Source organism: Planomonospora sp. ID82291, from assembly GCF_015711645.1.
GTDB lineage: Bacteria > Actinomycetota > Actinomycetes > Streptosporangiales > Streptosporangiaceae > Planomonospora.
This window is the reverse complement of record NZ_JABTEX010000001.1, coordinates 1,620,224-1,642,897: the sequence shown is the minus strand read 5'-3', so window position 1 is coordinate 1,642,897 and position 22,674 is coordinate 1,620,224. Positions and strand designations below refer to the sequence as shown.

The 22,674-nt window shown below is 72.4% G+C and carries 23 protein-coding genes; 15 read left to right on the top strand and 8 right to left on the bottom strand.

All coding sequences use genetic code 11. The annotated features are described in order from the left end of the window. Positions 1-232: 232 nt before the first annotated feature. From HS045_RS07225 to HS045_RS07210, 4 genes are all read left to right on the top strand, one after another. Positions 233-583, top strand: a complete 351-nt coding sequence (locus tag HS045_RS07225) for an STAS domain-containing protein (protein WP_012887265.1) — start codon at positions 233-235, stop codon at positions 581-583. Between the two features lie 2 nt (positions 584-585). Beyond that, positions 586-1,035 carry an ATP-binding protein gene (locus HS045_RS07220; protein WP_196450347.1) on the top strand — a complete coding sequence of 150 codons (450 nt, stop codon included), beginning with the start codon at positions 586-588 and terminating at the stop codon, positions 1,033-1,035. A gap of 698 nt (positions 1,036-1,733) precedes the next feature. Continuing rightward, complete coding sequence (locus HS045_RS07215) at positions 1,734-4,073, top strand: sodium-translocating pyrophosphatase (RefSeq protein ID WP_196450346.1); 2,340 nt, start codon at positions 1,734-1,736, stop codon at positions 4,071-4,073. Between the two features lie 397 nt (positions 4,074-4,470). Next, positions 4,471-4,956 carry a histidine phosphatase family protein gene (locus tag HS045_RS07210; protein WP_196450345.1) on the top strand — a complete coding sequence of 162 codons (486 nt, stop codon included), beginning with the start codon at positions 4,471-4,473 and terminating at the stop codon, positions 4,954-4,956. 23 nt (positions 4,957-4,979) lie between these two features. Here the strand turns inward: HS045_RS07210 and serB are convergent, their stop codons facing one another. Then, positions 4,980-6,203: a phosphoserine phosphatase SerB gene (serB, locus tag HS045_RS07205; RefSeq protein WP_196450344.1), complete on the bottom strand. Its 1,224-nt coding sequence runs from the start codon at positions 6,201-6,203 to the stop codon at positions 4,980-4,982. A gap of 245 nt (positions 6,204-6,448) precedes the next feature. Between serB and HS045_RS07200 the strand changes: the two genes are divergently transcribed. Further along, a complete protein-coding gene (locus HS045_RS07200; protein ID WP_196450343.1) occupies positions 6,449-7,654 on the top strand; it encodes a GAF domain-containing sensor histidine kinase in 1,206 nt (401 codons plus the stop codon). A 112-nt stretch (positions 7,655-7,766) separates the two neighbouring features. Further along, positions 7,767-8,420, top strand: coding sequence for a response regulator transcription factor (locus HS045_RS07195; RefSeq protein WP_307827405.1), 654 nt, complete (start codon positions 7,767-7,769; stop codon positions 8,418-8,420). Positions 8,421-8,518: 98 nt separating this feature from the next. Here HS045_RS07195 and HS045_RS07190 read toward each other — a convergent pair whose 3' ends face one another. Further along, positions 8,519-9,238 carry a hypothetical protein gene (locus HS045_RS07190; protein ID WP_196450342.1) on the bottom strand — a complete coding sequence of 240 codons (720 nt, stop codon included), beginning with the start codon at positions 9,236-9,238 and terminating at the stop codon, positions 8,519-8,521. A 67-nt stretch (positions 9,239-9,305) separates the two neighbouring features. On the opposite strand from HS045_RS07190, the gene HS045_RS07185 reads away from it, so the two are divergent. From HS045_RS07185 to HS045_RS07170, 4 genes are all read left to right on the top strand, one after another. Further along, positions 9,306-10,100 (top strand): ABC transporter ATP-binding protein, encoded by a 795-nt coding sequence (locus HS045_RS07185; protein WP_196450341.1) that lies wholly within the window; start codon positions 9,306-9,308, stop codon positions 10,098-10,100. 93 nt (positions 10,101-10,193) lie between these two features. After that, positions 10,194-11,240 carry an SPFH domain-containing protein gene (locus tag HS045_RS07180; protein ID WP_196450340.1) on the top strand — a complete coding sequence of 349 codons (1,047 nt, stop codon included), beginning with the start codon at positions 10,194-10,196 and terminating at the stop codon, positions 11,238-11,240. 78 nt (positions 11,241-11,318) lie between these two features. Continuing rightward, positions 11,319-12,074: a sulfite exporter TauE/SafE family protein gene (locus HS045_RS07175; RefSeq protein ID WP_196450339.1), complete on the top strand. Its 756-nt coding sequence runs from the start codon at positions 11,319-11,321 to the stop codon at positions 12,072-12,074. A 29-nt stretch (positions 12,075-12,103) separates the two neighbouring features. Beyond that, positions 12,104-12,334, top strand: a complete 231-nt coding sequence (locus HS045_RS07170; RefSeq protein ID WP_196450338.1) for a hypothetical protein — start codon at positions 12,104-12,106, stop codon at positions 12,332-12,334. A gap of 128 nt (positions 12,335-12,462) precedes the next feature. On the opposite strand, the gene HS045_RS36055 is transcribed toward HS045_RS07170, so the two are convergent. The 4 genes from HS045_RS36055 to HS045_RS07150 all read right to left on the bottom strand — a co-directional run bounded on the left by HS045_RS36055 (position 12,463) and on the right by HS045_RS07150 (position 16,715). Continuing rightward, positions 12,463-13,374, bottom strand: a complete 912-nt coding sequence (locus HS045_RS36055) for a Rieske (2Fe-2S) protein (RefSeq protein WP_196450337.1) — start codon at positions 13,372-13,374, stop codon at positions 12,463-12,465. A gap of 43 nt (positions 13,375-13,417) precedes the next feature. Continuing rightward, positions 13,418-13,972 (bottom strand): HD family hydrolase, encoded by a 555-nt coding sequence (locus HS045_RS07160; RefSeq protein WP_230883832.1) that lies wholly within the window; start codon positions 13,970-13,972, stop codon positions 13,418-13,420. 101 nt (positions 13,973-14,073) lie between these two features. Beyond that, on the bottom strand, positions 14,074-16,239 hold the full coding sequence (locus HS045_RS07155) for a molybdopterin-dependent oxidoreductase (RefSeq protein WP_196450335.1): 2,166 nt from the start codon (positions 16,237-16,239) through the stop codon (positions 14,074-14,076). Between the two features lie 242 nt (positions 16,240-16,481). Further along, positions 16,482-16,715 (bottom strand): hypothetical protein, encoded by a 234-nt coding sequence (locus HS045_RS07150; RefSeq protein WP_196450334.1) that lies wholly within the window; start codon positions 16,713-16,715, stop codon positions 16,482-16,484. Between the two features lie 630 nt (positions 16,716-17,345). Here HS045_RS07150 and HS045_RS07145 point away from each other — a divergent pair. The 4 genes from HS045_RS07145 to HS045_RS07130 all read left to right on the top strand — a co-directional run bounded on the left by HS045_RS07145 (position 17,346) and on the right by HS045_RS07130 (position 20,438). After that, entirely contained in the window at positions 17,346-18,206 is an 861-nt protein-coding gene (locus tag HS045_RS07145; RefSeq protein WP_196450333.1) for a helix-turn-helix transcriptional regulator, read from the top strand. Positions 18,207-18,280: 74 nt separating this feature from the next. Further along, positions 18,281-18,487 carry a DUF397 domain-containing protein gene (locus tag HS045_RS07140; RefSeq protein WP_196450332.1) on the top strand — a complete coding sequence of 69 codons (207 nt, stop codon included), beginning with the start codon at positions 18,281-18,283 and terminating at the stop codon, positions 18,485-18,487. 144 nt (positions 18,488-18,631) lie between these two features. Beyond that, positions 18,632-19,738 carry a CapA family protein gene (locus tag HS045_RS07135; RefSeq protein ID WP_196450331.1) on the top strand — a complete coding sequence of 369 codons (1,107 nt, stop codon included), beginning with the start codon at positions 18,632-18,634 and terminating at the stop codon, positions 19,736-19,738. Positions 19,739-19,784: 46 nt separating this feature from the next. After that, a complete protein-coding gene (locus tag HS045_RS07130) occupies positions 19,785-20,438 on the top strand; it encodes a TetR family transcriptional regulator (protein WP_196450330.1) in 654 nt (217 codons plus the stop codon). A 163-nt stretch (positions 20,439-20,601) separates the two neighbouring features. On the opposite strand, the gene HS045_RS07125 is transcribed toward HS045_RS07130, so the two are convergent. Then, positions 20,602-21,186 (bottom strand): hypothetical protein, encoded by a 585-nt coding sequence (locus tag HS045_RS07125; protein WP_196450329.1) that lies wholly within the window; start codon positions 21,184-21,186, stop codon positions 20,602-20,604. 220 nt (positions 21,187-21,406) lie between these two features. On the opposite strand from HS045_RS07125, the gene HS045_RS07120 reads away from it, so the two are divergent. Further along, positions 21,407-21,892, top strand: coding sequence for a hypothetical protein (locus HS045_RS07120; protein WP_230883465.1), 486 nt, complete (start codon positions 21,407-21,409; stop codon positions 21,890-21,892). Between the two features lie 96 nt (positions 21,893-21,988). On the opposite strand, the gene HS045_RS07115 is transcribed toward HS045_RS07120, so the two are convergent. Continuing rightward, positions 21,989-22,624: a hypothetical protein gene (locus HS045_RS07115; protein ID WP_196450327.1), complete on the bottom strand. Its 636-nt coding sequence runs from the start codon at positions 22,622-22,624 to the stop codon at positions 21,989-21,991. Positions 22,625-22,674: the final 50 nt, after the last annotated feature.

The following is a 22,674-nucleotide window of genomic DNA, read 5'->3' as shown; positions in this document are numbered from 1 at the left end:
GCCGAGCAGGCGGGCCAGGAGAGGGTCTGCTCGCGACGGTGAGGAAGAAGACGGGCTCACGGGTTTTCAGTCTCGCATCTGTGGGCAGAGTCGCCGGGAATCGTGATTTCGTATAGACACTGAGCGTACGCATGGTTGAATGCCGCGCGTCGGGGCTTGTCGTCTAGGGACCTCCAGGTCCCAGAAGTCACGCCTGAATCGGTATTTTCGCAGGCAAGGCGCTGGAGGATCTGTGGATCTGAAGTTGGACCACCATTCCGAGGACCGTCTCACTATCGTCGAGGTCGAGGGTGAGATCGATGTCTACACCGCGCCCAGATTGCGTGAGCTCCTCATCGACCTGGTCAACAAGGGGAACTTCCACCTCCTGGTCAACATGGAGAAGGTCGACTTCCTCGACTCCACGGGTCTCGGCGTCCTGGTCGGCGGGCTCAAGCGCGTTCGGGCGCACGACGGCTCCCTGGAGCTCGTCTGCACCCAGGAGCGCATCCTGAAGATCTTCCGGATCACGGGCCTGACCAAGGTCTTCGGCATCTACGCCTCGGTCGAGGAGGCCAAGGAAGCCCACGGCCGAGACAAGTAGCCATGGCCACCGTCGAGCTGACGTTCAGCGCCCTTCCCGCCCACGTGCGTACGGCGCGCCTGGTCGCCACCGCGATCGCACGCCGTACCGGGGTGGAGGAGTCCCTGCTGGACGAGGTACGGCTCGCCGTCGGTGAGGCCTGCTCCCGGGCGGTCGAGGCGCACCGCCTCCACTGCCCGGGGGAGCCGATCCGCATCGAGCTGTGCGACGACTCGGGGCGGTTCGAGGTGATCGTCACCGACGCGGCCCCGAGTGACGAACTGGAGCGGCAGGAGCGCACCACGCCCTCTCTCGAGGACTTCCTCGGGAAGGTCCCCGACACGTTGATGTCCGGATTCGGCATCGCGGTCATCGCGGGGCTGGCCGATGACGTCGAGGTCTTCCCGAGTCAGAAGGGCATGCGCATCCGCATGAGCTGGCCCGCCACGCCGAACGGCCTGTCGCCGGTCTGAACCGGGGCAGAACCCCTGCGGCCTCCGGGCGAGGACTTCTCCGACGACCGGGCGCGCCTCCACGGGCACGCCCGGTCGTCGTCGTGTCCGGACCCGGCAGGACGGGCTTTCCGGCGCCCTCCGGACCTGGCAGGACGGGCTTTCCGGCACCCTCCGTGCTCCGCCCCTGTCTCCTGCCGTCGCCCTCTCCCGCCCTGTTCGTCCCCTGCTCCTTCCCTGCCCGTCTCCGACGTCCCGGATCGGCGGGCCGACCGACCGGCGGGCTGACAGGCCATCAGGCCGGCGGGCCGTCAACTCGGCGGGCCGACAGGCCATCAGGCCTCCGATTTTCAGTCTTCTTTAACCGGGTAAATGCATAGACCTAAATGTCGCGAAAATACTGACATAAGCGGCGTCCACCGGTGTAAACGGTGGTATAAGCAGGCGGCTTCGCGGGCACGGTTGAACACGTCGCCGATTGGCGGTGTGCAGAGGCTTCATATCCGCGTCCTTGCTGCGTAGACTCCCCGCACCGGCCAAGGTTTGTCCTTCGGGCGGGACCCTTGTCGGGTTCCGCTCCGAAAGAAGGTCTGTGGACGCAACCGGAAGCGGCACTGCCAATCGCCCGGATGTGCGCCGCCGACCCAACGCTCCACGTTCCACTCACACCGCAGCGCACTCCGGGCAGGACGTGTTCCCGTCTTGCCGAGGAGAGTCGGATGTCTGTCCATCTCGCCGCCGTCGATGAGACAGCGGTATCCCTGAGCGGTTCCCACCTGACCATCGTGGTCGTGGTCGCCGCCGTAGCCCTGCTCGCGCTCGCCGTCGCCGGCGGCCTCGTCCGCGAGGTGCTCGCCGCCGACCAGGGCACCGAGCGCATGCAGAACATCTCAAGGGCCGTGCAGGAAGGAGCCGCCGCATATCTCGGGCGGCAGTTCCGCACGCTCGCCGTATTCGTCGTCGCCATTCCCTTCCTGCTCTATCTGCTCCCGGCGGTTTCGACGGAAGTGCGGATCGGGCGGTCGGTGTTTTTCGTGATCGGTGCCGTTTTCTCCGCGCTGACCGGCTTCATGGGAATGTGGCTGGCGGTCCGGGGGAACGTCCGCGTCGCCGCCGCCGCCCGCTCCGCCGGAGAGAAAGTGGCGATGCGCATCGCCTTCCGCACCGGTGGGGTGGCGGGCATGTTCACCGTCGGCCTGGGCCTGCTCGGCGCCGCCATCGTGGTGTTCGTCTACAAGGGCGACGCCCCCGCCGTGCTGGAGGGCTTCGGCTTCGGCGCCGCCCTGCTCGCGATGTTCATGAGGGTCGGCGGCGGCATCTTCACCAAGGCGGCCGACGTCGGCGCCGACCTGGTCGGCAAGGTCGAGCAGGGCATCCCCGAGGACGACCCGCGCAACGCCGCCACCATCGCCGACAACGTGGGCGACAACGTCGGCGACTGCGCGGGCATGGCGGCCGACCTGTTCGAGTCCTACGCGGTCATGCTGGTCGCCAGCCTCATCCTGGGGAAGGTGGCCTTCGGCACCGAGGGCCTGGTGTTCCCGCTGATCGTGCCGATGGTCGGTGTGCTCACCGCGATCATCGGCATCTTCGTCACCTCCCCGCGCAGCGGCGACCGCAACGGCATGGCCGCCATCAACCGCGGCTTCTTCATCTCCGCGGCGATCTCCGCGGTGCTGGTCGCGGCGGCCGCCTTCCTCTACCTGCCGGGCAGCTTCGCCGAGTTGGACGGGGTGAGCCCGGCGATCGCGGCCGTCGACTCCGACCCCCGGCTCATCGCGATCGGCGCGGTGCTGATCGGCCTGGTCCTGGCCAGCGCCATCCAGGTCCTCACCGGCTACTTCACCGAGACCGACCGGCGCCCCGTGCGCGAGATCGGGGAGAGCTCAGTCACCGGGCCCGCCACGGTCGTCCTGGCCGGCATCAGCGTCGGCCTGGAGTCGGCGGTCTACTCGGCGCTGCTCATCGGCGGCGCGGTCTACGGCGCGTTCCTGCTCGGCTTCGGGAACGTCACCGTCGCCCTGTTCGCCGTGGCCCTGGCCGGCACCGGCCTGCTGACCACGGTGGGTGTGATCGTGTCCATGGACACCTTCGGCCCGGTCTCCGACAACGCGCAGGGCATCGCCGAGATGTCCGGCGACGTCGAGGGCGAGGGCGCCGCGGTGCTCACCTCGCTGGACGCCGTCGGCAACACCACCAAGGCCATCACCAAGGGCATCGCGATCGCCACGGCCGTGCTCGCCGCGACGGCGCTGTTCGGCGCCTTCCGTACGGCGGTCGAGTCCGAGCTGACCGGGGCCACCCAGGGGGTGAAGGACGCGCTGGGGTCCTTCGCCACCTTCAGTCTCGGCGTCGACGCGCCGAACGTGCTCGTCGGTCTGATCATCGGCGCCGCGGTCGTGTTCATGTTCTCCGGGCTGGCGATCATGGCGGTCGGCCGGGCGGCCATGCGCGTCGTCTTCGAGGTGCGCGAGCAGTTCCGCACCAAGCCGGGCATCATGGCCGGCACCGAGCTGCCGGAGTACGGCCGGGTGGTGGACATCTGCACCCGCGACTCGCTCCGCGAACTGGCCACGCCCGGCCTGCTCGCGGTGATGACGCCGATCGCCGTGGGCTTCGCGCTCGGGTACGCGCCGCTCGGCGCCTTCCTGGCCGGTGCCATCGCCTGCGGCACGCTCATGGCGGTGTTCCTGGCCAACTCGGGCGGCGCCTGGGACAACGCCAAGAAGCTGGTCGAGGACGGGCACCACGGCGGTAAGGGCTCCGAGGCCCACGCGGCGACGGTCATCGGCGACACGGTCGGCGACCCGTTCAAGGACACCGCGGGACCGGCCATCAACCCGCTCATCAAGGTGATGAACCTGGTGGCGCTGCTGATCGCCCCGGCCGTGGTGGTCTACGCCGACAACGTGGCGCTGCGGATCGGCATCGCCGCGGTCGCCGTGGTCGTGGTGATCGCCGCGGTGGTCGTCTCCAAGCGCCGCTCGGTGGACGACGACTCGTCGGCCGGGAACAACAGCCCGGACCGTGAGCCGGAGCCCGAGCCGATCGCCGGCTGAGTTCCGTAGGCCTGAACTCCGTACGGCCGGGCCGTAGGGTCGGGCTCCGTACGGTCGGGCCGTAGGGCCGGGCTCCGTACGGTCGGACCGCCGTCGAAGGGGTGCGTGGGGAACCGCGCACCCCTTCCGCGCGGGCGGGCGGTCCGGGTGGGAAACTGAGCGGTGGCTCCTCCGCTCCCCGGGGAGGCGGATCCCCGTCTTCCCTCCGCCGAGGCGGCCGGAGGCGGCCGGACCCGGCCGCCGGGACGACCCGACGACATCTCAAGAGGAGGGACGGCACGCCCCGGCAGGGGAGTGCCGGGAACCCGATGGAACAGCAGCCTTCCGGGGGAAAGACGCTCGTCATGATCCTGCTGGCGATGGTCGCGGTGTTCGCGGTGCTCGCCGGGATCGCCATGTGGGCGGCACGGTGACGGCGCGCACGCTGATCGTGCTGCGGCACGCCAAGGCCGCCCATGTCCCGGGCCTCGTCGACCGGGAGCGCCCCCTCACCGACAGGGGCGAACGCGACGCCCGCAGGATCGGCGAGGTCCTCGCCGAGCTGGGGCTCCGGCCGGACCTGGTGCTCTGCTCGCCGGCGGCGCGGACCCGGCGGACCGCCGAGCTCGCCCTGCCCGGCGCGCCCGTCGAGTTCGAGTGGGACGTCTACGAGGCCTACGCCGACGACCTGCTCGCGCTGCTCCGGCGGACCGGCCCCGACGTGGGCACGCTGCTGCTGGTCGGGCACAACCCCGGAGTGCACGAGCTGGTCATGGGGCTCACCACCCGTGACGGCGACCCCGGCTTCCCGCCCGGCGCGTTCGCCGTCATCGAGACCGCCGCGGAGTGGGCGGAACTGGAGAGCGGACGCGCGGTCACCCGGTGGAGCCCCAAGGACCGCTGACCCCGGCAGGCCGTCCTTCCGCTTCAGCGGTCCGCGGTGGGCAGGCCGTCCTCGGCGTCGGCGGCCTCCACCTCGGCGCGGGAGATGCCGAGCAGGTAGAGGATCGAGTCGAGGTACGGCACGCTGACCGCGGCGTCGGCGGCCTGGCGCACCACCGGCTTGGCGTTGAACGCGATGCCCAGGCCCGCGGTGGCGATCATGTCCAGGTCGTTGGCGCCGTCACCGATCGCCACGGTCTGACTGAGCGGGATGCCCGCCTCGCGGGCGAAGCGCTCCAGGGCCCGCGCCTTGCCGGCCCGGTCCACGATCTCGCCGATCACCCGTCCGGTGAGCACGCCGTCCACCACCTCCAGGGTGTTGGCGGCGGAGTAGTCGATCCCGAGGTCGCGCACGAGGCCGTCGGTCAGCTGGGTGAAGCCGCCGCTGACGATCGCGAACCGGTAGTCGAGCCGCTTGAGCGTCCGCACCAGCGTGCGGGCGCCGGGGGTGAGCACGATCTCCTTGCGGACCTTCTCGAAGATCTCCTCCGGGAGGCCTTCGAGCAGCGCCACCCGGCGGCGGAGCGATTCGGCGAAGTCGAGCTCGCCGCGCATCGCCTCCTCGGTGACCCGGGCCACCTCGTCCAGGCAGCCCGCGTGCGCGGCCAGCAGCTCGATCACCTCGGCCTGGATGAGCGTGGAGTCCACGTCCATCACGATCAGCCGCTTGGCCCTGCGGTACAGCCCGGTCCGCTGTACGGCCACGTCCACCTGCTGGGCGTGCGCCTCGACGGCCAGCTCGGCTCGGAGCGCGTCCGGGTCGGCGCCGGAGACGGCGAGCTCGATGCAGGTCACCGGGTAGCTCGACAGCCGCTCGATCCGGTCGATGTTGGCCCCGGAGGCGGCGATCCGCCCCGAGATGCCCGCCATCGCGGCGGGATGCAGGGGGGCGCCGAGCACGGTGACGTGCAGCCGGCCGCGCCTGCGCTTCTCCTTGGTGTCGGAGCCGGTGGACAGCTCCACCTCCAGGCCCAGGTCCTCCGCGGTGCGCTCGACGGCGGTCCACAGCGCGCCGAGGGTGCCGCCGGTTCCGGTCGGGGTGTCGCCGGTGTAGGCGACGAGGACGCCGAGGGTCAGCCGGCCGCGGATGACGACCTGCTCGACGTCGGCGACGGCGACGGGGAAACCGGCCAGGACGGCGAAGAGCCGGGACGTGACGCCCGGGCGGTCGGGGCCGGTCAACGTGATCAGGAGCGTGCGCTGGTTCATCGGTGCCTACGCTACTTGCCCCGGGAAACACCCGGGTAAGCGGTTCATCATCCGGACGCCCGGTGTTCGCGGGCCACCCCGTCCCGGAGTCACCCGCGGCGGCCTGACCCGGGTGGCGCGTCCCCGCACGGCCGGTGCGCGGCCCGCGTGCGGAGACCGGCCGGGGATCCTCCTGTCGCCCACCGGCCGGCCGGGCGGACGGCTGTCGGGCCGTACCATCGGGGCGTGCGCCTAGAGTTCTCCGCGTGAACGGAGATCGGGACGCCGTCCTGTACGCGGTGAGCTCCGCCGTGCTCGCGGTGACCAGGCACCTGTCGGTCCGCGAGGTGCTCCAGGTGATCGTCCGCTCGGCGCAGCGGCTGCTGGACGCCCGCTACGCGGCGCTGGGCGTGCCCGACGAGGAGGGGGCGTTCGCCGAGTTCGTCGCCGAGGGCATCTCCGACGAGGAGTGGGCGGCCATCGGCCCGACCCCCCGTCAGCACGGCCTGCTCGGCGCGATGCTGCGCGAGGGCGCCCCGGTCCGGTTGCCGGACATCCGCCGGGACCCCCGGTTCGACTCCTGGCCGCGCGCGCACCCGGTGCTGAAGGACTTCCTCGGCGTGCCGATCCGCGACGGCGAACAGGTGCTCGGCATCGTCTTCCTGTCCAACAAGCGGGCGCCCGGCGGGTTCACCGAGGACGACCAGCGGCTGTTGACGATGTTCGCCGCGCATGCCGCGATCGCGCTCACCAACGCCCGCCTCTACGAGCGCGGCCGGGAGCTCGCGCTGGTGGAGGAGCGCACCCGGATGGCCCGCGAACTGCACGACGCGGTGACCCAGAAGCTGTTCTCGCTCCGGCTCACCGCCCAGGCGGCGTCCTCGCTGGTCATCCGCGACCCCGGCCGGGCGGTGCGGGAGCTGGAGCGGGTGGAGCGGCTGGCCGGGGAGGCGCTGGCCGAACTCCGTGCGGTGATCGTGGAGCTGCGCCCGGCCGAGCTCGACCGGCACGGCCTGGCCGAGACGCTCCGCAAGCACGTCCGCCTGCTGGACCGGCTCCACCCGGCGTCGTTCACGTTCCGGCTGGACGACGGAGGCCGCGAAGGCGGCGGGGACGCCGATGACGGCAGGGGCGGTGCGCGCCGCGGGGACACGCTGTACGGGCTGGGGCCGGAGATCGAGGCGGCCGTCCTGCGGGTCGCCCAGGAGGCCCTGCACAACGCCGCCCGGCACGCCGCGGCGGAGGCGGTCGTCGTACGGCTGGGCTGTGAGGGCGGCCGGGCGGGTTGTGAGGGCGGCCGGGTGGTGCTGGAGGTACGCGACGACGGGACCGGATTCGACGTGCCCGCGGCCTCCGGCCGGGGACTGGGCATCGCGTCGATGGGCGATCGGGCGCAGGCCTTGGGCGGGAGCCTGCTGGTGGAGTCGGAGCCGGGCGGTGGCACGCTGGTGCGGTTGGAGCTCCCGGCGTGAACGCCCGTGCGGCGGACCCGGGGCGGGACGGGTCCGGCGGTCGGTGGCCGGGCCGGGGCGCGGTGGCCGGGCCGGGGACGACGGACGGGGACGACGGGATGGCGGCGCGAGGGTGAGCGGCGGTGGGCGGGGCGGGACGATCCGGGTGCTGGTCGCGGACGACCATCCGGTGGTCCGGCAGGGACTGCGAACGTTCCTGGACCTGCAGGACGACCTGGAGGTGGTGGGGGAGGCACGGGACGGGGCGGAGGCGGTCGCGCTGGCCGGATCGCTCGCGCCGGACGTGCTCCTGCTCGACCTGAGGATGCCGGTCCTGGACGGCCTCGGCGCGCTGGTCCGGCTCGCCGAGCTCGGGCTGACACCACGTGTACTGGTACTGACCTCGGTCACCGACCGGGGCGACGTCGCCCCGGCCATGCGGGCCGGTGCGGCGGGGTTCCTCTACAAGGACGTCGAACCCGCGGCGCTGGTCCAGGCCATCCGCGCGGTCCACGGCGGCCAGGTGCTGCTGGCCCCCGAGGCCGTCGAGGCGATGCTGGCCGCGCCCGGTCCTGCGGCTCCCGCGGGACCGGTGGCCCCGCTGACCGACCGGGAGCGCGAGGTGCTCGCGCTGATCGCCTCGGGCCGCTCCAACCGGGAGATCGCCCGGGAGCTGGCGGTGGCGGAGAAGACGGTCAAGACCCATGTCTCCAACGTGCTGATGAAACTGGGCGTGCAGGACCGGACCCAGGCCGCGCTCTACGCCGTACGGCACGGCCTGGCCTGATCGCGAGGAGGGGAGAGGACGCCCCCCGGCGGAGCCCGGCTCCCGGCCTGACCGGCCACGGTGTCTTCACCGGGAGACGCCCACCCGCGTCCTCACTGTCAGACGAGCTCGGTGATGGCGTGGTGGGCTGCCACGCGCGCACGCCGTACGGCGCGGTCGAGGTCGCGCAGGGCCTGGCCGCGGGTGGCGATCTGACCCGAGGTGAGACCGCGGTCGTCGGCGACGCGGAGCGCCGCGGCGAGGCGGGCGGCCAGGGCCGCGACCCGGTGGGCGCGGGCGGGATAGCCGGGAGCCAGGCCCTCGTCCGGAGGCTGCGTCCGGCGGTGGCCCTGGGCGGGGCCCTCCACGCCGAGCAGGGCGTCGGTGGCCGCGTGCATCGCCCGGGTGAGGGCGTGCTCGGCCTCGGCCAGGGAGGGCACGTCGGGGACCGCGGTGGAGGCCTCGAACACGCTCCAGCGCACCCCGGAGTACGACGATCCGCGCAGGTCCGGCGCCGGGACCAGCCCCAGGCACCTGCCGGAGAGCACGGCCGTGACCGCCTGTCCGGCGTCGACGGCGGCGGAGGTGAAGGCGGGCGGACCGGTGAGGCCGAGCGGGTCGCCCGCCGCGGGCAGGGCCAGGCGCAGGGCCGCCAGGCCGTCGCCCCGCAGGTCGGCGAGGACGTTCCGGAGCGGGACGTCGCCGGCCGGGGTGGCGACGAGCTGGGGCCCGGCCTGCCGCTCCACGCGGTCGGCGGCCTGGTCCAGCCCCGTCCGCCCGGCGAGCCAGGCGTTGCCCCAGCAGACCAGCGTGGCCGAGATCGGTGAATCAGGGTGCACCGGTCCACGATATGCGCTCGTCCTGCAATAGGTTTTGATCCGAGCGATTGATGAGGAGGCGTGGCGCATGGGCGGTCAGGTGCTTCGGTTGCAGGACGTCACCGTCCGCAGGGACGGCGCGGTCCTGTTGCGGAACATCGAATGGACCGTCCACGAGGACGAGCGGTGGGTCGTGATCGGCCCCAACGGCGCCGGCAAGACGACGCTGCTGCAGGCCGCCGGGGCCATGCTCTTCCCGACCGAGGGGTCCGTGGACGTCCTGGGCGAGCGGATGGGCCAGACCGACGTGTTCGACCTGCGCCCGCGCATCGGGCTGGCGAGCGCGGCGCTGGCGGAGCGGGTGCCGCCGGACGAGAAGGTCATCGACCTGGTGCTCACCGGCTCGTACGCGATCCTCGGCCGCTGGAAGGAGGAGTACGACTCCGCGGACGTCACCCGGGCGGTCGAGCTGATCGATCAGATGGGCTGCGCCCACCTGATCCGCCGCCGGTTCGGCACGCTGTCGGAGGGTGAGCGCAAGCGGGTGCAGATCGCCCGGGCGCTGATGCCGGACCCGGAGCTGCTCCTGCTGGACGAGCCCGCCGCCGGGCTGGACCTGGGCGGCAGGGAGGACCTGGTCCGCAGGCTCTCGGTCCTGGCGCACGACCCCAAGGCCCCGACGATGGTCCTGGTCACCCACCACGTGGAGGAGGTCCCCAGTGGGTTCACCCACGCGCTGCTGCTCCGGCACGGCGCGGTGGTCGACGAGGGCCCGATCGACCACGTGATGACCGCCGACAACCTCTCGCGCACCTTCGGCCTCCCCCTCACCCTGGAGCGCGGCCTCGACGGACGCTGGTACGCCCGAGCGCAACAGTTCTGATTCCCTATGTGACGTGCGCCACAAATCAAAAGCAAAACGAAATACCATGCCGGGGACGAGAGATCCGCTCGACTCGACCGCCCGGAGTTGCCGATGGGACCATCGTTCATCGCCGCCCTCGTCGTGGTGGCCGTCGCCGGGTTCGCACTGGTACGGACGGTCCGGATCGTGCCCCAGGCCACCGCCGGGATCGTGGAGCGGCTCGGCAGGTACCACCGCACCCTCCTGCCGGGCCTCAACCTGGTGGTCCCCTTCCTCGACCGGATCAAGGAGACGATCGACCTGCGCGAGCAGGTCGTCTCGTTCCCTCCGCAGCCCGTCATCACCTCCGACAACCTCGTGGTCTCCATCGACACGGTGATCTACTTCCAGGTGGTCGATCCCCGGGCGGCGACCTACGAGATCGCCGACTTCCTCATCGGCGTCGAGCAGCTCACCGTGACCACGCTGCGCAACGTGGTCGGCGGCATGGACCTGGAGCGCACGCTCACCTCCCGCGAGGAGATCAACAGCGAGCTGCGCGGGGTCCTCGACGAGGCCACCGGGAAGTGGGGCATCCGGGTCAACCGGGTCGAGCTCAAGGCGATCGACCCTCCGGCCTCCATCCAGGATTCGATGGAGAAGCAGATGCGCGCCGACCGCGACAAACGCGCCGCCGTGCTCTCCGCCGAGGGCCAGAAGCAGGCCGCGATCCTCACGGCCGAGGGCCAGAAGCAGGCGGCGGTCCTCCAGGCGCGGGGCGAGGCGGAGGCGGTGGTCCTGCGGGCCCAGGCCGACGCGGAGGCGAAGGCGATGCGGGCCAAGGGCGAGGCCGACGCGATCGCGATGGTGTTCAGGGCCATCCACGAGGGCAGGCCCGACCAGGCGCTCCTGGCCTACCAGTACCTGCGGACGCTTCCGGAGATCGCCCGCGGGGACGCCAACAAGGTGTGGATCGTGCCCTCGGAGGTGGGCCGGGCGCTGGAAGGACTGGGCGGCCTGTTCGCGAACCTCTCCGGTGCGGGAGCCGGCGCCGCGGGGGCCGCCGGGCCGGGTCCGGCGGGGGCCGCGGCGAGATCCCCGGGAGCCGCGGCTCCGGGAGAGGAGGGGAGCGCGTCCGGCGCGGGCGGGACGTGGAAGGACACCCCGGCTCCCGGATGATCTCGGGACCCCTCCTAGGATGCGGCGAACGCCGTGCACCGTCCGCGGGCGCGAGCCGTACGAGGGAGGAGGGCGTCCATGACGCCGTGGGAGGCGGTCGCGATCTTCGCGGCCGGGGTCGGGGCCGGGGGCGTCAACGCCGTCGTCGGCTCCGGTTCGCTGATCACGTTCCCCACGATGGTGGCGGTGGGCCTGCCGCCGATCGTGGCCAACGTGTCCAACAACATCGGGCTGGTGCCCGGGTCGCTGACCGGGGCGCTCGGCTACCGCCAGGAGCTGAAGGGGCAGCGCGACCGGCTGGTACGGCTGGGCGCCGGCTCGGTCGCGGGCTCGCTCATCGGCGGGGTGCTGCTGCTCTACCTCCCGGCGCGCACCTTCGACGTGGTGGTGCCCGTCCTGATCGGCCTGGCGTGCGTGCTGGTGATGGTCCAGCCGAGGCTCGGCGCGTGGCTGAACGCCCGGCGCGAGCACACCCGTCCGCACGGCGGTCCCTGGCTCTGGTTCGGCGTCTTCGCGGCGGGGATCTACGGCGGCTATTTCGGGGCGGCCCAGGGCGTGCTGCTCATCGGGCTGCTCGGCATCTTCCTCGACGACGGCCTGCAGCGGGCGAACGCCGCCAAGAACGTGCTCTCCCTGCTGGTCAACACGACCGCCGCGGTGCTGTTCGTGCTGGTCGCGGAGGTGGACTGGCGGGCGGTGGGGCTGGTGGCGGCGGGCGCGGCGATCGGCGGGTTCCTGGGCGCGAAGGTGGGCCGGAGACTGCCCGCGCCGGTGCTCCGGGTCTTCATCGTCTGCGTCGGCGTGGCCGCGATGGTCAAACTGGTGTACGGATAAAACCTACCCGGTATGGGTATGAATCAGACATGAAGGGCGACAGGGTAGAGATCGTCATTGATGCCGGGGACACGTCGCGGACGTACGAGGTCGCCGCGACGCGGGCGGGCCGCCGGGTGGAGATCGCCAACCGTCGCGGCGGCGTCGTCGAGGTGAGCGAGGTCACCCGGAGCGGTACGGCGGTGCGCACCGCCAGGTTCATGTCCAGCCGGGTCCTCGCCCTGGTGGAGCATCCGGCCGACGGCGGTCCCGACGACTGAGGCCCCCGGCGACCGAGACCGCAGCGGGGCCGCGGTGGAGACACTGTGGGGACGCTATGGGGACACTATGGGGACACTATGGGGACGCTGTGGGGACGCTGTGAGGCCGCCGTGAGGCCGCCCGGCCGTCAGGTCTGCGCCGGGCGGACCTGGATGACGCCGTCGCGGCGGATCCGGGTCTCGAACGACGGCTGGGGCGCGGTCCCGGGGCCGTGCACGACGGCTCCGTCCGAGAGCCGGAACGTGCTGCCGTGCCAGGGGCAGACCACGCAGGCGGCGCCGTTCTCGGCGACCAGCCGCCCCTGGTGCAGCGGGCCGGCCAGGTGGGAGCAGTGGTCGGCGAGCACGGTGACCTCACCGTCGACCCGCAGCACGAACAGGTCGATGTAGCCCAGCCGCCGGGCGACCGGCCGGCCGTCCGGCAGGTCGTTGAGGGAGCACAGGTCGTACCAGCCCAGCGGGACCAGGTGGGCGACGGAGTCGGCGTGGTTGGCCCCGACGGCCTGCCGGTAGGCCAGGTGGCCGCCGAGGAAGCCGCCCAGGCCCGTCGCGCCCAGTCCGGCGTACCCCACCACGCGGCCGGCCCGCTCGCGCCCGCCGACCCGCAGCGCCAGCGAGGCGGCGTACAGGCCGAAGGCGGCCAGGTTGGTGACCGCGTGCACGAACCCGACCCGCTGCTGCTCGCGGTGGATGACCGACCAGTCCGTGACGCCGGCGGCCACCGTGGGGAGCGCGGCGCCGAGTCCCGCGGTGAGCACCGTCCGGGCGGCGCGCGGGCCGGTCCCGGTCAGGTCGATCATCGAGGTCGCCGCCCAGGCGCCCACGACGAAGGTGGCCAGCGGCGGGTGGAGGGGCTTGCCGGTGGGGACGCCGTGGAGCAGGTCGCGCAGGCGCCCCGGCCCGATCCTGCGGCGCACGGCCTTGGCCAGGCCGCGGATCGGCCGGTCCAACCTCGACGACCGCTCGATCGGGCCGACGATGTTGATCGTCGACGCCAGGTCCTTGAGGCTCCGACGTCCGGCCTGGACTGATTCCTTCACTCCCGCCCCCTCTCGACCATTAGGGACCTACCCGGGAACCGCGTTATGCACGCGCCAGATGCCCCCGGCGGACGGAGAGCTCGATGATCTCGGTGGCGTAGGCGCCGAGGGTCGGCGACCCCTCCTCGATGATCTTCACTTTCTCCAGCACCTGCTCCGCCGTCACCTTGTAGAGCGACCAGGTGCCGCCCTCGTTGTGGTGGTTGGCCATGATCGGAGCGATGCGGTCCAGGGCCTTGGCGAACCTGGCCTCGGGGGTCCTGCGCTCCTCGAACTCGTCCCAGAGCTCGCGCAGCCGTACCGCCTGGTCCTCCGGGAGCAGCCCGAAGATGCGGTCGGCGGCCTTGCGCTCGATGCCGAGCTGCGCCTCCACCGCCGGGGAGTCGTAGATGAAGGTGTCCCCGGCGTCGATCTCGACGATGTCGTGGACGAGCAGCATCGCGACGACCCTGTCCAGGTCGGTCCCCGGAGGCGCGTGCTCGGCCATGACCATGGCCAGCATCCCCACGTACCACGAGTGCTCGGCGTCGTTCTCCCGCCGCGACCCGTCCATCAGGGTGTTGCGGCGGACGATGCGCCGGAGCTTGTCGATCTCCATGGCGAAGGCGAGCTGGGCGTGCAGGCGATCCTGTGCTGGAGGGGTGGTCACGCGCGCAAGCCTAGTGCGCGCGTGGGGTCCTCTCCCGCCCGCCCGCGGGCTCACGCGCGGCCGACGGTCACCGGCACCCCGTTGAACACGGCGTTCCCGGAGAGGACGTCGAGCGTGGAGGAGTCCGTCAGCGCGTTCGCGCTGACCCCGGCGTGCTCGGCCGCGACCCGCTGGGCGGTCCCCTGATGGCCCCAGCCGTGCGGCAGGCTCACCACGCCGGGCATGATCGAGTCGGTCGGCTCCAGCGGCACGGTCAGCTCCCCGACGGCGCTGCGCACCACGGCGTGCCCGTCCAGGCCGAGCCTGCGCACGTCGGCCGGGTTGATCTGCAGCGTGCAGCGGTTGCTCCCGCCGACCAGCGGCTCCACGTTGTGCAGCCAGCTGTTGTTGGAGCGCAGGTGCCGCCGCCCGATCAGGACCATCTCCGGCGGCGGCGCGGACGCCCGCTCGCGCAGCCGTGCGACGTCCGCCACCAGCGCGGCCGGGGCCAGCTCCACCTTCCCCGAGGCCGTGCGCAGCACCTCGCCCAGCCGGGGCCGGAGCGGACCGAGGTCGATCCCGTGCGGCGCGGCCCGCAGCGCGGCCAGGGACAGGCCGTGCGGGCCGAGCTTGAGCATGGCGTCCAGCCGCAGCTCCGCTCCGCTCGTGCCCTCCAGCCCGGCGCGCAGCTCGGCCGGGTCCCGCCCCTCGACGGGCGAGCCGGGCGTCTCGACGGCCCGGCGCAGCATCTGGTCCAGGATCAGCTCGTCGAGCGCGGCCGGGTCGGCCTCCGCGCCTTGCCCGGAGGCGATCAGCGTGAGCCGCGCGAGGATCTCCGCCTCCGAGGGCCGTCCCGGCTCCGGAGGCAGCACCGGCGGGGAGAACCGGGCGTAGTCGCGCACCGCGAACGCCAGCAGGGAGAAGTCGTAGTGCGGTGAGTGCAGCACCGGCGGCGGCGGGAGGACGACGTCCGCGTGCCGGGTGGTCTCGTTCAGGTAGGGGTCGACGCAGACCATGAACTCCAGGCCGCGCAGGGCCTCCTCCAGCCGCGGTCCGTCCGGCGCGGAGAGCACCGGATTGCCCGCCACCACGACCAGCGCCCTGACCTGCCCCTCCCCCGGGGTCGCGATCTCGTCGGCGAGCGTGGCCACCGGCAGCTCGCCGTTCGCCTCCGGCAGACCCCGGACGCGGCTGTGCCAGCGCCCCGTGGCGTACGGCCGGCGCCGGCGCCCCGTCTCGGTGGCGGGCGTGGCGAACATGACCCCGCCGGGGCGGTCGAGGTTGCCGGTCAGCACGTTGACGGCGTCGACCAGCCACTGCGCGAGGGTGCCGAACTCGGCGGTGCAGGTCCCGATGCGGGCGTAGACGGCGGCGGTGGGGGCCGCGGCCAGCTCGCGGGTGAGCCGGACGATGACGTCGGCGGGTACGCCGCAGGTCTCCGCCACGGCCTTGGGGGAGAAGTCCTCGGCCAGGGCGCGCAGCTCCGCCAGGCCCGCCGTCTCGACGCCCACCGAGGTGAGGTCCTCGGCGAAGAGCGTGTGGACGATGCCGAACAGCAGGTGGGCGTCGGTGCCGGGGCGGACGAACAGGTGCTCGTCGGCGAGGGCGGCGGTGCGGGTGCGGCGCGGGTCGACGACCACGAGCCGGCCGCCCCGCGCGCGCAGCGCCTTCAGCCGGCCGGGGAAGTCGGGGGCGGTGCAGAGCGAGCCGTTGGACTCCAGCGGGTTGGCGCCGAGCATCAGCAGGTAGTCGGTGCGGTCCAGGTCGGGCACCGGGACGGCCATCGGGTCGCCGAACATCAGACCGCAGGAGACGTGCTTGGGCATCTGGTCGGCGGTGCTGGCGGAGAAGACGTTGCGGGTGCCGAGGGCGCGGATCAGCGGCGCGCCGTACAGGGCTCCGGCCATGGTGTGGGCGTTCGGGTTGCCGAGGTAGACGGCCAGGGCCTGGCGTCCGTGGGCCCCGGCCACGCCGGTCAGGCCCCGCTCGACCGCGCGGAAGGCCTCCGGCCAGGTGGCCTCGCGCCACGCGCCGCCGGTGCGGATCATCGGGGTGCGCAACCGGTCGGGGTCGGAGTCGAGGCGGCCGAGACTCGCGCCCTTGGGGCAGATGAACCCCCGGGAGAACGGGTCGTCCGGGTCGCCCTTCACGGAGGTGACGTGACCGGCGTCGTCGAGCGTGAGCCGCAGGCCGCAGACGGCCTCGCAGAGGGGACAGGTCCGGTGGGCGGTTCGCATCGGCACTCCTGGGTTCGATGAACGAACCCATCATTGCCCGTCACCGCCGGGAGGGAAAGCCCCAAGGGCCGGGGTTCCGGTGCTTTGCGAGCGCTCGGCCGGTCTGCGGCGGGCAGCCCGGCTCCGGCGGCTCGCCGGTCTGCGGCGGGCGGTGCGGCTCCGGCGGCTCGCCGGTCTGCGGCGGGCGGTGCGGCTCCGGCGGCTCGCCGGTCTGCGGCGGGCGGTGGCGGTCGTCGCGGGGGTTACGCGGCGACGTTCTCGCCCACGTCCCCGCCGGCGTAGATGCGCTCGGCCTTCTGCAGGTCGAACAGGGGGTTGCGGTAGCACCGGGCGCCGAATCCCCTCCGCTGCACGGTCCAGCCGAGGCGGTAGGCCCACTCGTCCTGGTCCATGCAGAGTTCGTCGTCGGCGCGGTCGATCAGCCGGGCGAGCCGGGTCGTGATTCCGGAGATCCCATGGATACCGTGGAAGTGCATGGGCGGCTCCTTTCGTGACGTGCTGCGGAGCTCCTGTGAACGGCATCCGGGCCGGTGGCCGTCGGCCTGATGCGTCTTCGCCCTTACGAGGGCTTCTTCTGGCGCGTGCGACCGTGAGCCGTCGCCTGCTTCTCCCCGTCCCCGTGGTCCGTCCGCCTCCCTGGAAACCGTCTGCGGCGTGTCCGAGGCGGCGCCGCCGGCGGTCTCTCCCGAGTGGGCGGATCCTCCCCCTAAGCAGATGCTCCCCCCGGGTGTCAAATGCTGCAATACTCTGGTGCCAGAAATATCGATAAACTTTCATGGAATCTTTGCTGCATCGTTCCGTGCAACTTTCATTGGAAGGATCGGCCGGCGTCCGGCGGGGACGTCGGGGAAAGAACGGCCCGGTGGGGCGGGAGAGGGCCGCGTTCTCTGGAGATCATCGTCATCCGCCGCCGGAGCCGAGGAAATCCCTCGGGGTAACCCTCCGCCGGAGGAAGGATTCCGGCATGTTCTCCTGACGGGAATATGGAGATAAGCCTCGCAGGGCGGCATGCAAGTTGCAGTGTACGATGAGCGCGAGGTCCTGATCGGTGGGGCCTTGAACGGTTGAGTAGCGATACACCTTCATATCGATGAGGGGGTCGGACGGTGCCCGAGCGCGGCAGTCCAACCGTTCGCCGGCGCAGGCTCGGCCAGGAGCTCCGCCGGTTGCGGGAGGGCTGTGGTCTGAGCGGTGAGGACGTCGCCACGAGGCTGACCTGGTCGGCCTCGAAGGTCAGTCGCATCGAGAACGCCAAGACCATGCCGCGCCGGAGCGACGTCGAAGCCCTCGCCGAGCTGTATGAAGTGGATGGAGATCGGCGGCGGGAGCTGCTCGATCTCCATCGGGACGCGGCCCGGAAGGGCTGGTGGGAAAACTATTCGGACTCCCTTCCCCAGGAGCTCACCACCCTGCTGGGGCTGGAGGCGGAGGCGGTCTCGGCGCTGAACTGGGAACCCCAGCTGGTGCCGGGCCTGCTGCAGACCGAGGACTACGCGCGCGAGGTCATTCGCGCCACGCAGCCGATCACTCGGATTCCGCCGGGAGAGTTCCGCAGCCGGGTCAACGCCCGCATGGCTCGGCAGGACCTCGTCACCCGGAGCGCCGACCCGCTCCGGCTCTGGACGGTCCTGGACGAGTCGGTGCTGCTGCGCCGCTTCGGCGGGGCGGCGGTGATGCGCGGGCAGCTCGAGCACCTGGTCGAGATCTCGCGGCTGCCGAACGTACGGGTGCAGATCCTGCCGCTGAGCGGGGAGCACCCGGTGAACACCGGCTCCTTCTTCCATCTCAAGTTCCCTGAATTCCACGACGTCGTGTACCTGGAGTCGCTCTACAGCGCACGCTTCGTGGAGGACGAGGAGATGGTGTACGGCTATGAGATCGCCTTCGGCCACCTGCAGTCGGAGGCATATGGAGTCGACGGCTCTCGGGAACTCATCGAGAAGATCATCGAGGAGCGTTGGAGATAGGCAGTCTCCTCAGGTCCTGAGCGGCTGCCCCAGCGGGAACCGAGGGCGTTTCCCGTAAAGGAGATAGAGGCAACATGTACGAAGCTGACCTTTCGGGCGCAGCCTGGAGGAAGAGCGTCCGCAGCGCGGCCAACGGCAACTGCGTGGAGGTGGCCCAGCTGCCGGGCGGGCGCGTCGGCGTCCGCGACAGCAAGAACCAGCGGGGGCCGGTCCTCGTCTTCACTCCGGGTGAGTGGGACGCGTTCGTCGGAGGCGTCAAGGACGGCGAGTTCGACCGGTAGGCGCGGACGGGTGCGGCCTGCACCCCGCGGTCAGGGCACAGGCCGTACCCGGTGGGTGAGACCGAACGGAGAAGGTCAGGGAGGCGTATCCCGCCGGGCGAGTCGTTCCGCTCAGCGCGGCCGGGATGGCATGCTCGGAGGGCGATGAACACCTATACCCGCCGCCGCCTCGGTGTGGCCGCCGCCGCAGTCGTGTCCACCCTGCTCGCCGCGGCCTGCACCGCCGCGGAGTCCGCCGCCCCGGCCGCCGGCAGGCCCGCCGACCGGCCCTCCGCCCCGGCCGAGGCCACGCCGACCCCCGAACGCCGGCCGTACACGATCTCCTTCGGCGGCGACGTGCACTTCGAGGGGGTCCTGCGGACCCGGCTGAACGCGAACCCGCGCACCGCACTGGGGCCGATCGCCGCGGTGCTCCGCAAGGCGGACCTGGCCATGGTGAACCTGGAGACCGCGATCACCACCGGAGGCACCCCCGCCCCGGGCAAGCAGTACACCTTCCGGGCCCCCGCCAGCGCGCTGACCGCGCTGAAGGCGGCCGGGGTGGACGTGGCGTCCATGGCCAACAACCACGGCATGGACTACATGGAGAGCGGGCTGGCCGACTCGCTGGCCGCGGTCAGGCGGGCGAGGTTCCCGATGGTCGGGGTGGGCGCGAACGAGGCGCAGGCGTACCGGGCGTGGCGGACGACCGTCAACGGCAACCGGGTGGCGATCATCGGCGCGACCCAGGTGCTGGACTCGGAGTTCATCACCGCCTGGACGGCGAAGGGGAGCAAGGGCGGGCTCGCCTCCGCCAAGAACGAGGCGCGGCTCATCCAGGAGGTGCGCCGGGCGCGCAGGAACTCCGACACCGTCATCGTCCACCTGCACTGGGGCACCGAGCTGCAGAAGTGCCCGAACGAGGCGCAGCGGGGCCTGGCCCCCAAGCTCGTCGCGGCCGGGGCCGACGTGGTGGTCGGCGGCCACGCGCACATCCTGCTCGGCGGCGGCTACCTGGGCAACGCCTACGTCGACTACGGCATGGGCAACTTCGTCTTCTACAACTGGGGGCCGGAGACCGGCCGGACCGGGGTGCTCACGCTGACGATCGACGGCCGCAAGGTCCTCAAGGACCAGTGGACCCCGGCCGTGATCCAGGGCGGCGTGCCGGTCCCGCTCACCGGGTCCGCCCGGCGGCAGGCCGTCACGAGCTGGAAGGCGCTGCGCGGGTGCACGGGTCTGGCGGCCAGACCCGGACAATCCAGCGATTGATCCGATAGCGCCTGACCTGACGGGATCTGACGGGCAAGATGGAGGGATGTCGTCCATCCTGCCCGCCGAGGAGTGCGGTGAGACCCCGCTGCGCCGCCGGCCCACCCAGCGACGGAGCGCGCGGCGCGTCGAGAGGATGCTCGACGCGTGCGCCGAGCTGCTGGACGAGATCGGGTACGAGGCGCTGTCCACCACCCGGATCGCCGAACGCGCCGGGGTCGCCATCGGTTCCGTCTACCAGTTCTTCCCGGACAAGCGGGCCATCGCCCAGGCGGTGACCCGCCGCCACGTGGAGGGCTTCGTCTCCCGGATCGGGACGCGCTTCCTGTCGGAGGACTACGGCGGCTGGTGGGACGCGGTCGACGCGATCATCGACGAGTACGTCGAGATGAACCGGACGGTTCCGGGCTTCCGCTCCCTGCACTTCGGCGACGTGGTCGACCTCAACATGCTCGACCCGGTGGCCGACAACAACACGGTCATCGCCGGGCGGCTGCGCGGGCTGCTCCTGCAGGAGTACGGCCTGGCCGACAGCGAGGAGTTCGACCTGGCCATCCTGGTCGCGGTCGAGGCGGGTGACGCGGTGCTGAAGATGGCCTTCCGCCGCGACGCGAACGGCGACCCGGTGGTCATCGCCGAGGCCAAGCGGCTGATCCGGGGCTACCTGAACCGCCGGTTCGCCCGGGCCTCGGCGCCGTAGGCGGCACCCGCCGACCGCCCGGCGGCGCTCCGCGAGCCGTCCCGCGGCGCGAGCCGTCCTGCGGCGCGCCGCCGGGCGGCGGGCGCGCGGGTGACGGGTGGGCGGGTGACGGGCGGTGGAACGGCGGGCCGCGGTGTCCGGGCCGCTGTCGTGTGCGGCGCGGTCAGCCGTGCCCGGGTCCCCGGATGTGGCGGGGGAGCCCCGGCTGATCACCGAAGGGCCGGACCTTCCCGACGGGAGGGACGGGCGGCAGCCAGGGATCCTCGGCCGGAAGGAGGCCCGGAGGCCAGGGACCCGCCTCCCTCGTCTCGTCGGGCCGCCAGACCTCCCGTGCGTTCCGCTCCTGGCCGCCGGAGTGCGAGGTCCAGGGCCGACCGGCCGCCGGTCCCCGTGACAGGACGGGCGGCGGGTCCGCCCGGGTGGATCCGGACTTCGCCCGCTCCCGCCGGTTCGCGCGCTCCGTCGCCCTGTTCCGCCTCTCCCGGGCGTCCGCGGGGACGAACGCGGTGGGTACGGAGGCCTCGCGTCGCCGGGCCGGGGAGCGGTCCGAGGCGGAGCAGAGCCGGGCGGGTGTCGCCACCGCCTGGGCGGTCAGGCGCGACTCGCGCAGCCTGTCCTCGGCGGAGGCAAGCCTGCGGCGCGCCTCGTCGACGGCGTCGAGTCTCGCCGAGAGGTATCCGGCGCATCCGGGAACGACCGCGGCGAGAAGCGCCGCGCACGTCAGGGTGAAGGTCATCTGCCTGGACATGCCCATCGGACCTCCTTCGAAAGGCACCGCTCCTGGAGCAGGAGGCATCCGTCATATGCCCGCTTGCTGGGGAAAAAAGCCCAGCGTGAGCAATTGTGTGCATAGAGTTGCGCAACCCATACCCGGCATTGGGCGGACGGAACAGAGCCGCGCTCGGTACGCTCGCGGTGTGGCGCATGTGACACGTGGGCAGCTGGATCGGCTGCTTGAGCAGGCACTTATGGCCGATGATCACGAAAACCTCGCCCACCGGCTCGAAGAGCTGGCGGAGGCGTACGTGTCCGGCGACCTATCGCCGGCGGCGATCCTCGTGCTCGCCGCAGAGGAGTGGCGGCAGGCGGGCAACCCCGTCCGCGCCCTCCACTGCTTCCAGCGGGCCGTGGACGAAGGCGGTGACGCGGGGGCCGATCCGCGGGCGGGGATCGCCGACACCCTCTTCGAGCTCGAACAGCCCGACGAGGCACGGAAGGTGATCGAGGAGATCCGGACCGGCGACGTCTCCCCGGCCACCGCGCTGACCGTCGCGGAGACCCTTGCCGCGTACGGAGATCCGCAGCAGGCCCACGCCTGGGCCACCCGGGGTCTCGGCGAGGCGGTTCCGGGCGGGGCGGAGTACGCCGCGCTCCTGCGCGTCCGCTACCGCATCCGGGTGGACCTCGGGCTCCCGGAAGACGAACTGGACGCGCTGCTCGACGCGTCGCACTGAGCGGGCCGCGACCCGGCGAGGCTCAGGGCGCGCTCCGGTTCGCGGGACCGGGACGGCACTCGGCGCACGTCACCGGCTCACCGGACGCGGTGCACGTCACCGGTTCGCCGGACGCCGGGGAACCGTGCTCCGCCGTCCGCTCTGATGCTCGCTGCGGTGCTCGCCCCGGCTCAGGGGCAGGCCCGGCAGGAACCCGTCCAGGATCGGCAGCGGGCGGGACTCCTCGGTCCCGGCTCCGGCGCCGGGACCGGTCCGGGGCGGGGCACCGCCGGCGCGGGGGGCGGCCGGTACGGCCTCGGCCTCCCGCGCGGCCGCGGCGGGCGGCCTCCCTGTGACGATCTTCCCGCCGATCCGGCGGGGCAGCGGCCTCGGCACCGGCAGGGCCAGTGCGGCGCCGCCGGACAGCACGCCGGAGGCGTTCGCGAACGACGGCACCGACGGCACCGCCGGCGGGAGGCCGGCGACGGCCGACGGTGCGCTCGGCAGGCCGGGCAGGTCCGGAGTGGGCGACAGGAACTCCACCCAGACCAGGCCGGGGTACCCCGGCACCCCGAAGGGAAGGCCGGGGAACCCGATCCCGGCGGCGACACCGCCCGCGTCGGCGACGCTGAGGATCGCGGAGGCGCGGGAGAGCCCGGGCAGACCGGCGTTCCGGGCGAGCAGCTCCGGGGCGGGCGGGAACACGGCGGAGGGCCCGATGGAGGACAGGACGGGGGGTCCTGAGGGGGACACGACGGCGGACGCAGCGGGGGACGCAGCGGGGGACGCGGGCGGACCCGGGA

Excerpts from the sequence above, each read along its gene's own strand:
- HS045_RS07160 (WP_230883832.1), bottom strand. The coding sequence starts at position 13,972 with ATGGAGATCGACAAGCTCCGGCGCATCGTCCGCCGCAACACCCTGATG.
- HS045_RS07220 (WP_196450347.1), top strand. The coding sequence starts at position 586 with ATGGCCACCGTCGAGCTGACGTTCAGCGCCCTTCCCGCCCACGTGCGT.
- HS045_RS07150 (WP_196450334.1), bottom strand. The coding sequence starts at position 16,715 with ATGCACTTCCACGGTATCCATGGGATCTCCGGAATCACGACCCGGCTC.
- serB (WP_196450344.1), bottom strand. The coding sequence starts at position 6,203 with ATGAACCAGCGCACGCTCCTGATCACGTTGACCGGCCCCGACCGCCCG.
- HS045_RS07125 (WP_196450329.1), bottom strand. The coding sequence starts at position 21,186 with ATGTCCAGGCAGATGACCTTCACCCTGACGTGCGCGGCGCTTCTCGCC.
- HS045_RS07130 (WP_196450330.1), top strand. The coding sequence starts at position 19,785 with ATGTCGTCCATCCTGCCCGCCGAGGAGTGCGGTGAGACCCCGCTGCGC.
- HS045_RS07140 (WP_196450332.1), top strand. The coding sequence starts at position 18,281 with ATGTACGAAGCTGACCTTTCGGGCGCAGCCTGGAGGAAGAGCGTCCGC.
- HS045_RS07185 (WP_196450341.1), top strand. The coding sequence starts at position 9,306 with ATGGGCGGTCAGGTGCTTCGGTTGCAGGACGTCACCGTCCGCAGGGAC.
- HS045_RS07135 (WP_196450331.1), top strand. The coding sequence starts at position 18,632 with ATGAACACCTATACCCGCCGCCGCCTCGGTGTGGCCGCCGCCGCAGTC.
- HS045_RS07155 (WP_196450335.1), bottom strand. The coding sequence starts at position 16,239 with ATGCGAACCGCCCACCGGACCTGTCCCCTCTGCGAGGCCGTCTGCGGC.
- HS045_RS07215 (WP_196450346.1), top strand. The coding sequence starts at position 1,734 with ATGTCTGTCCATCTCGCCGCCGTCGATGAGACAGCGGTATCCCTGAGC.
- HS045_RS07170 (WP_196450338.1), top strand. The coding sequence starts at position 12,104 with ATGAAGGGCGACAGGGTAGAGATCGTCATTGATGCCGGGGACACGTCG.
- HS045_RS07180 (WP_196450340.1), top strand. The coding sequence starts at position 10,194 with ATGGGACCATCGTTCATCGCCGCCCTCGTCGTGGTGGCCGTCGCCGGG.
- HS045_RS07120 (WP_230883465.1), top strand. The coding sequence starts at position 21,407 with ATGGCCGATGATCACGAAAACCTCGCCCACCGGCTCGAAGAGCTGGCG.
- HS045_RS07175 (WP_196450339.1), top strand. The coding sequence starts at position 11,319 with ATGACGCCGTGGGAGGCGGTCGCGATCTTCGCGGCCGGGGTCGGGGCC.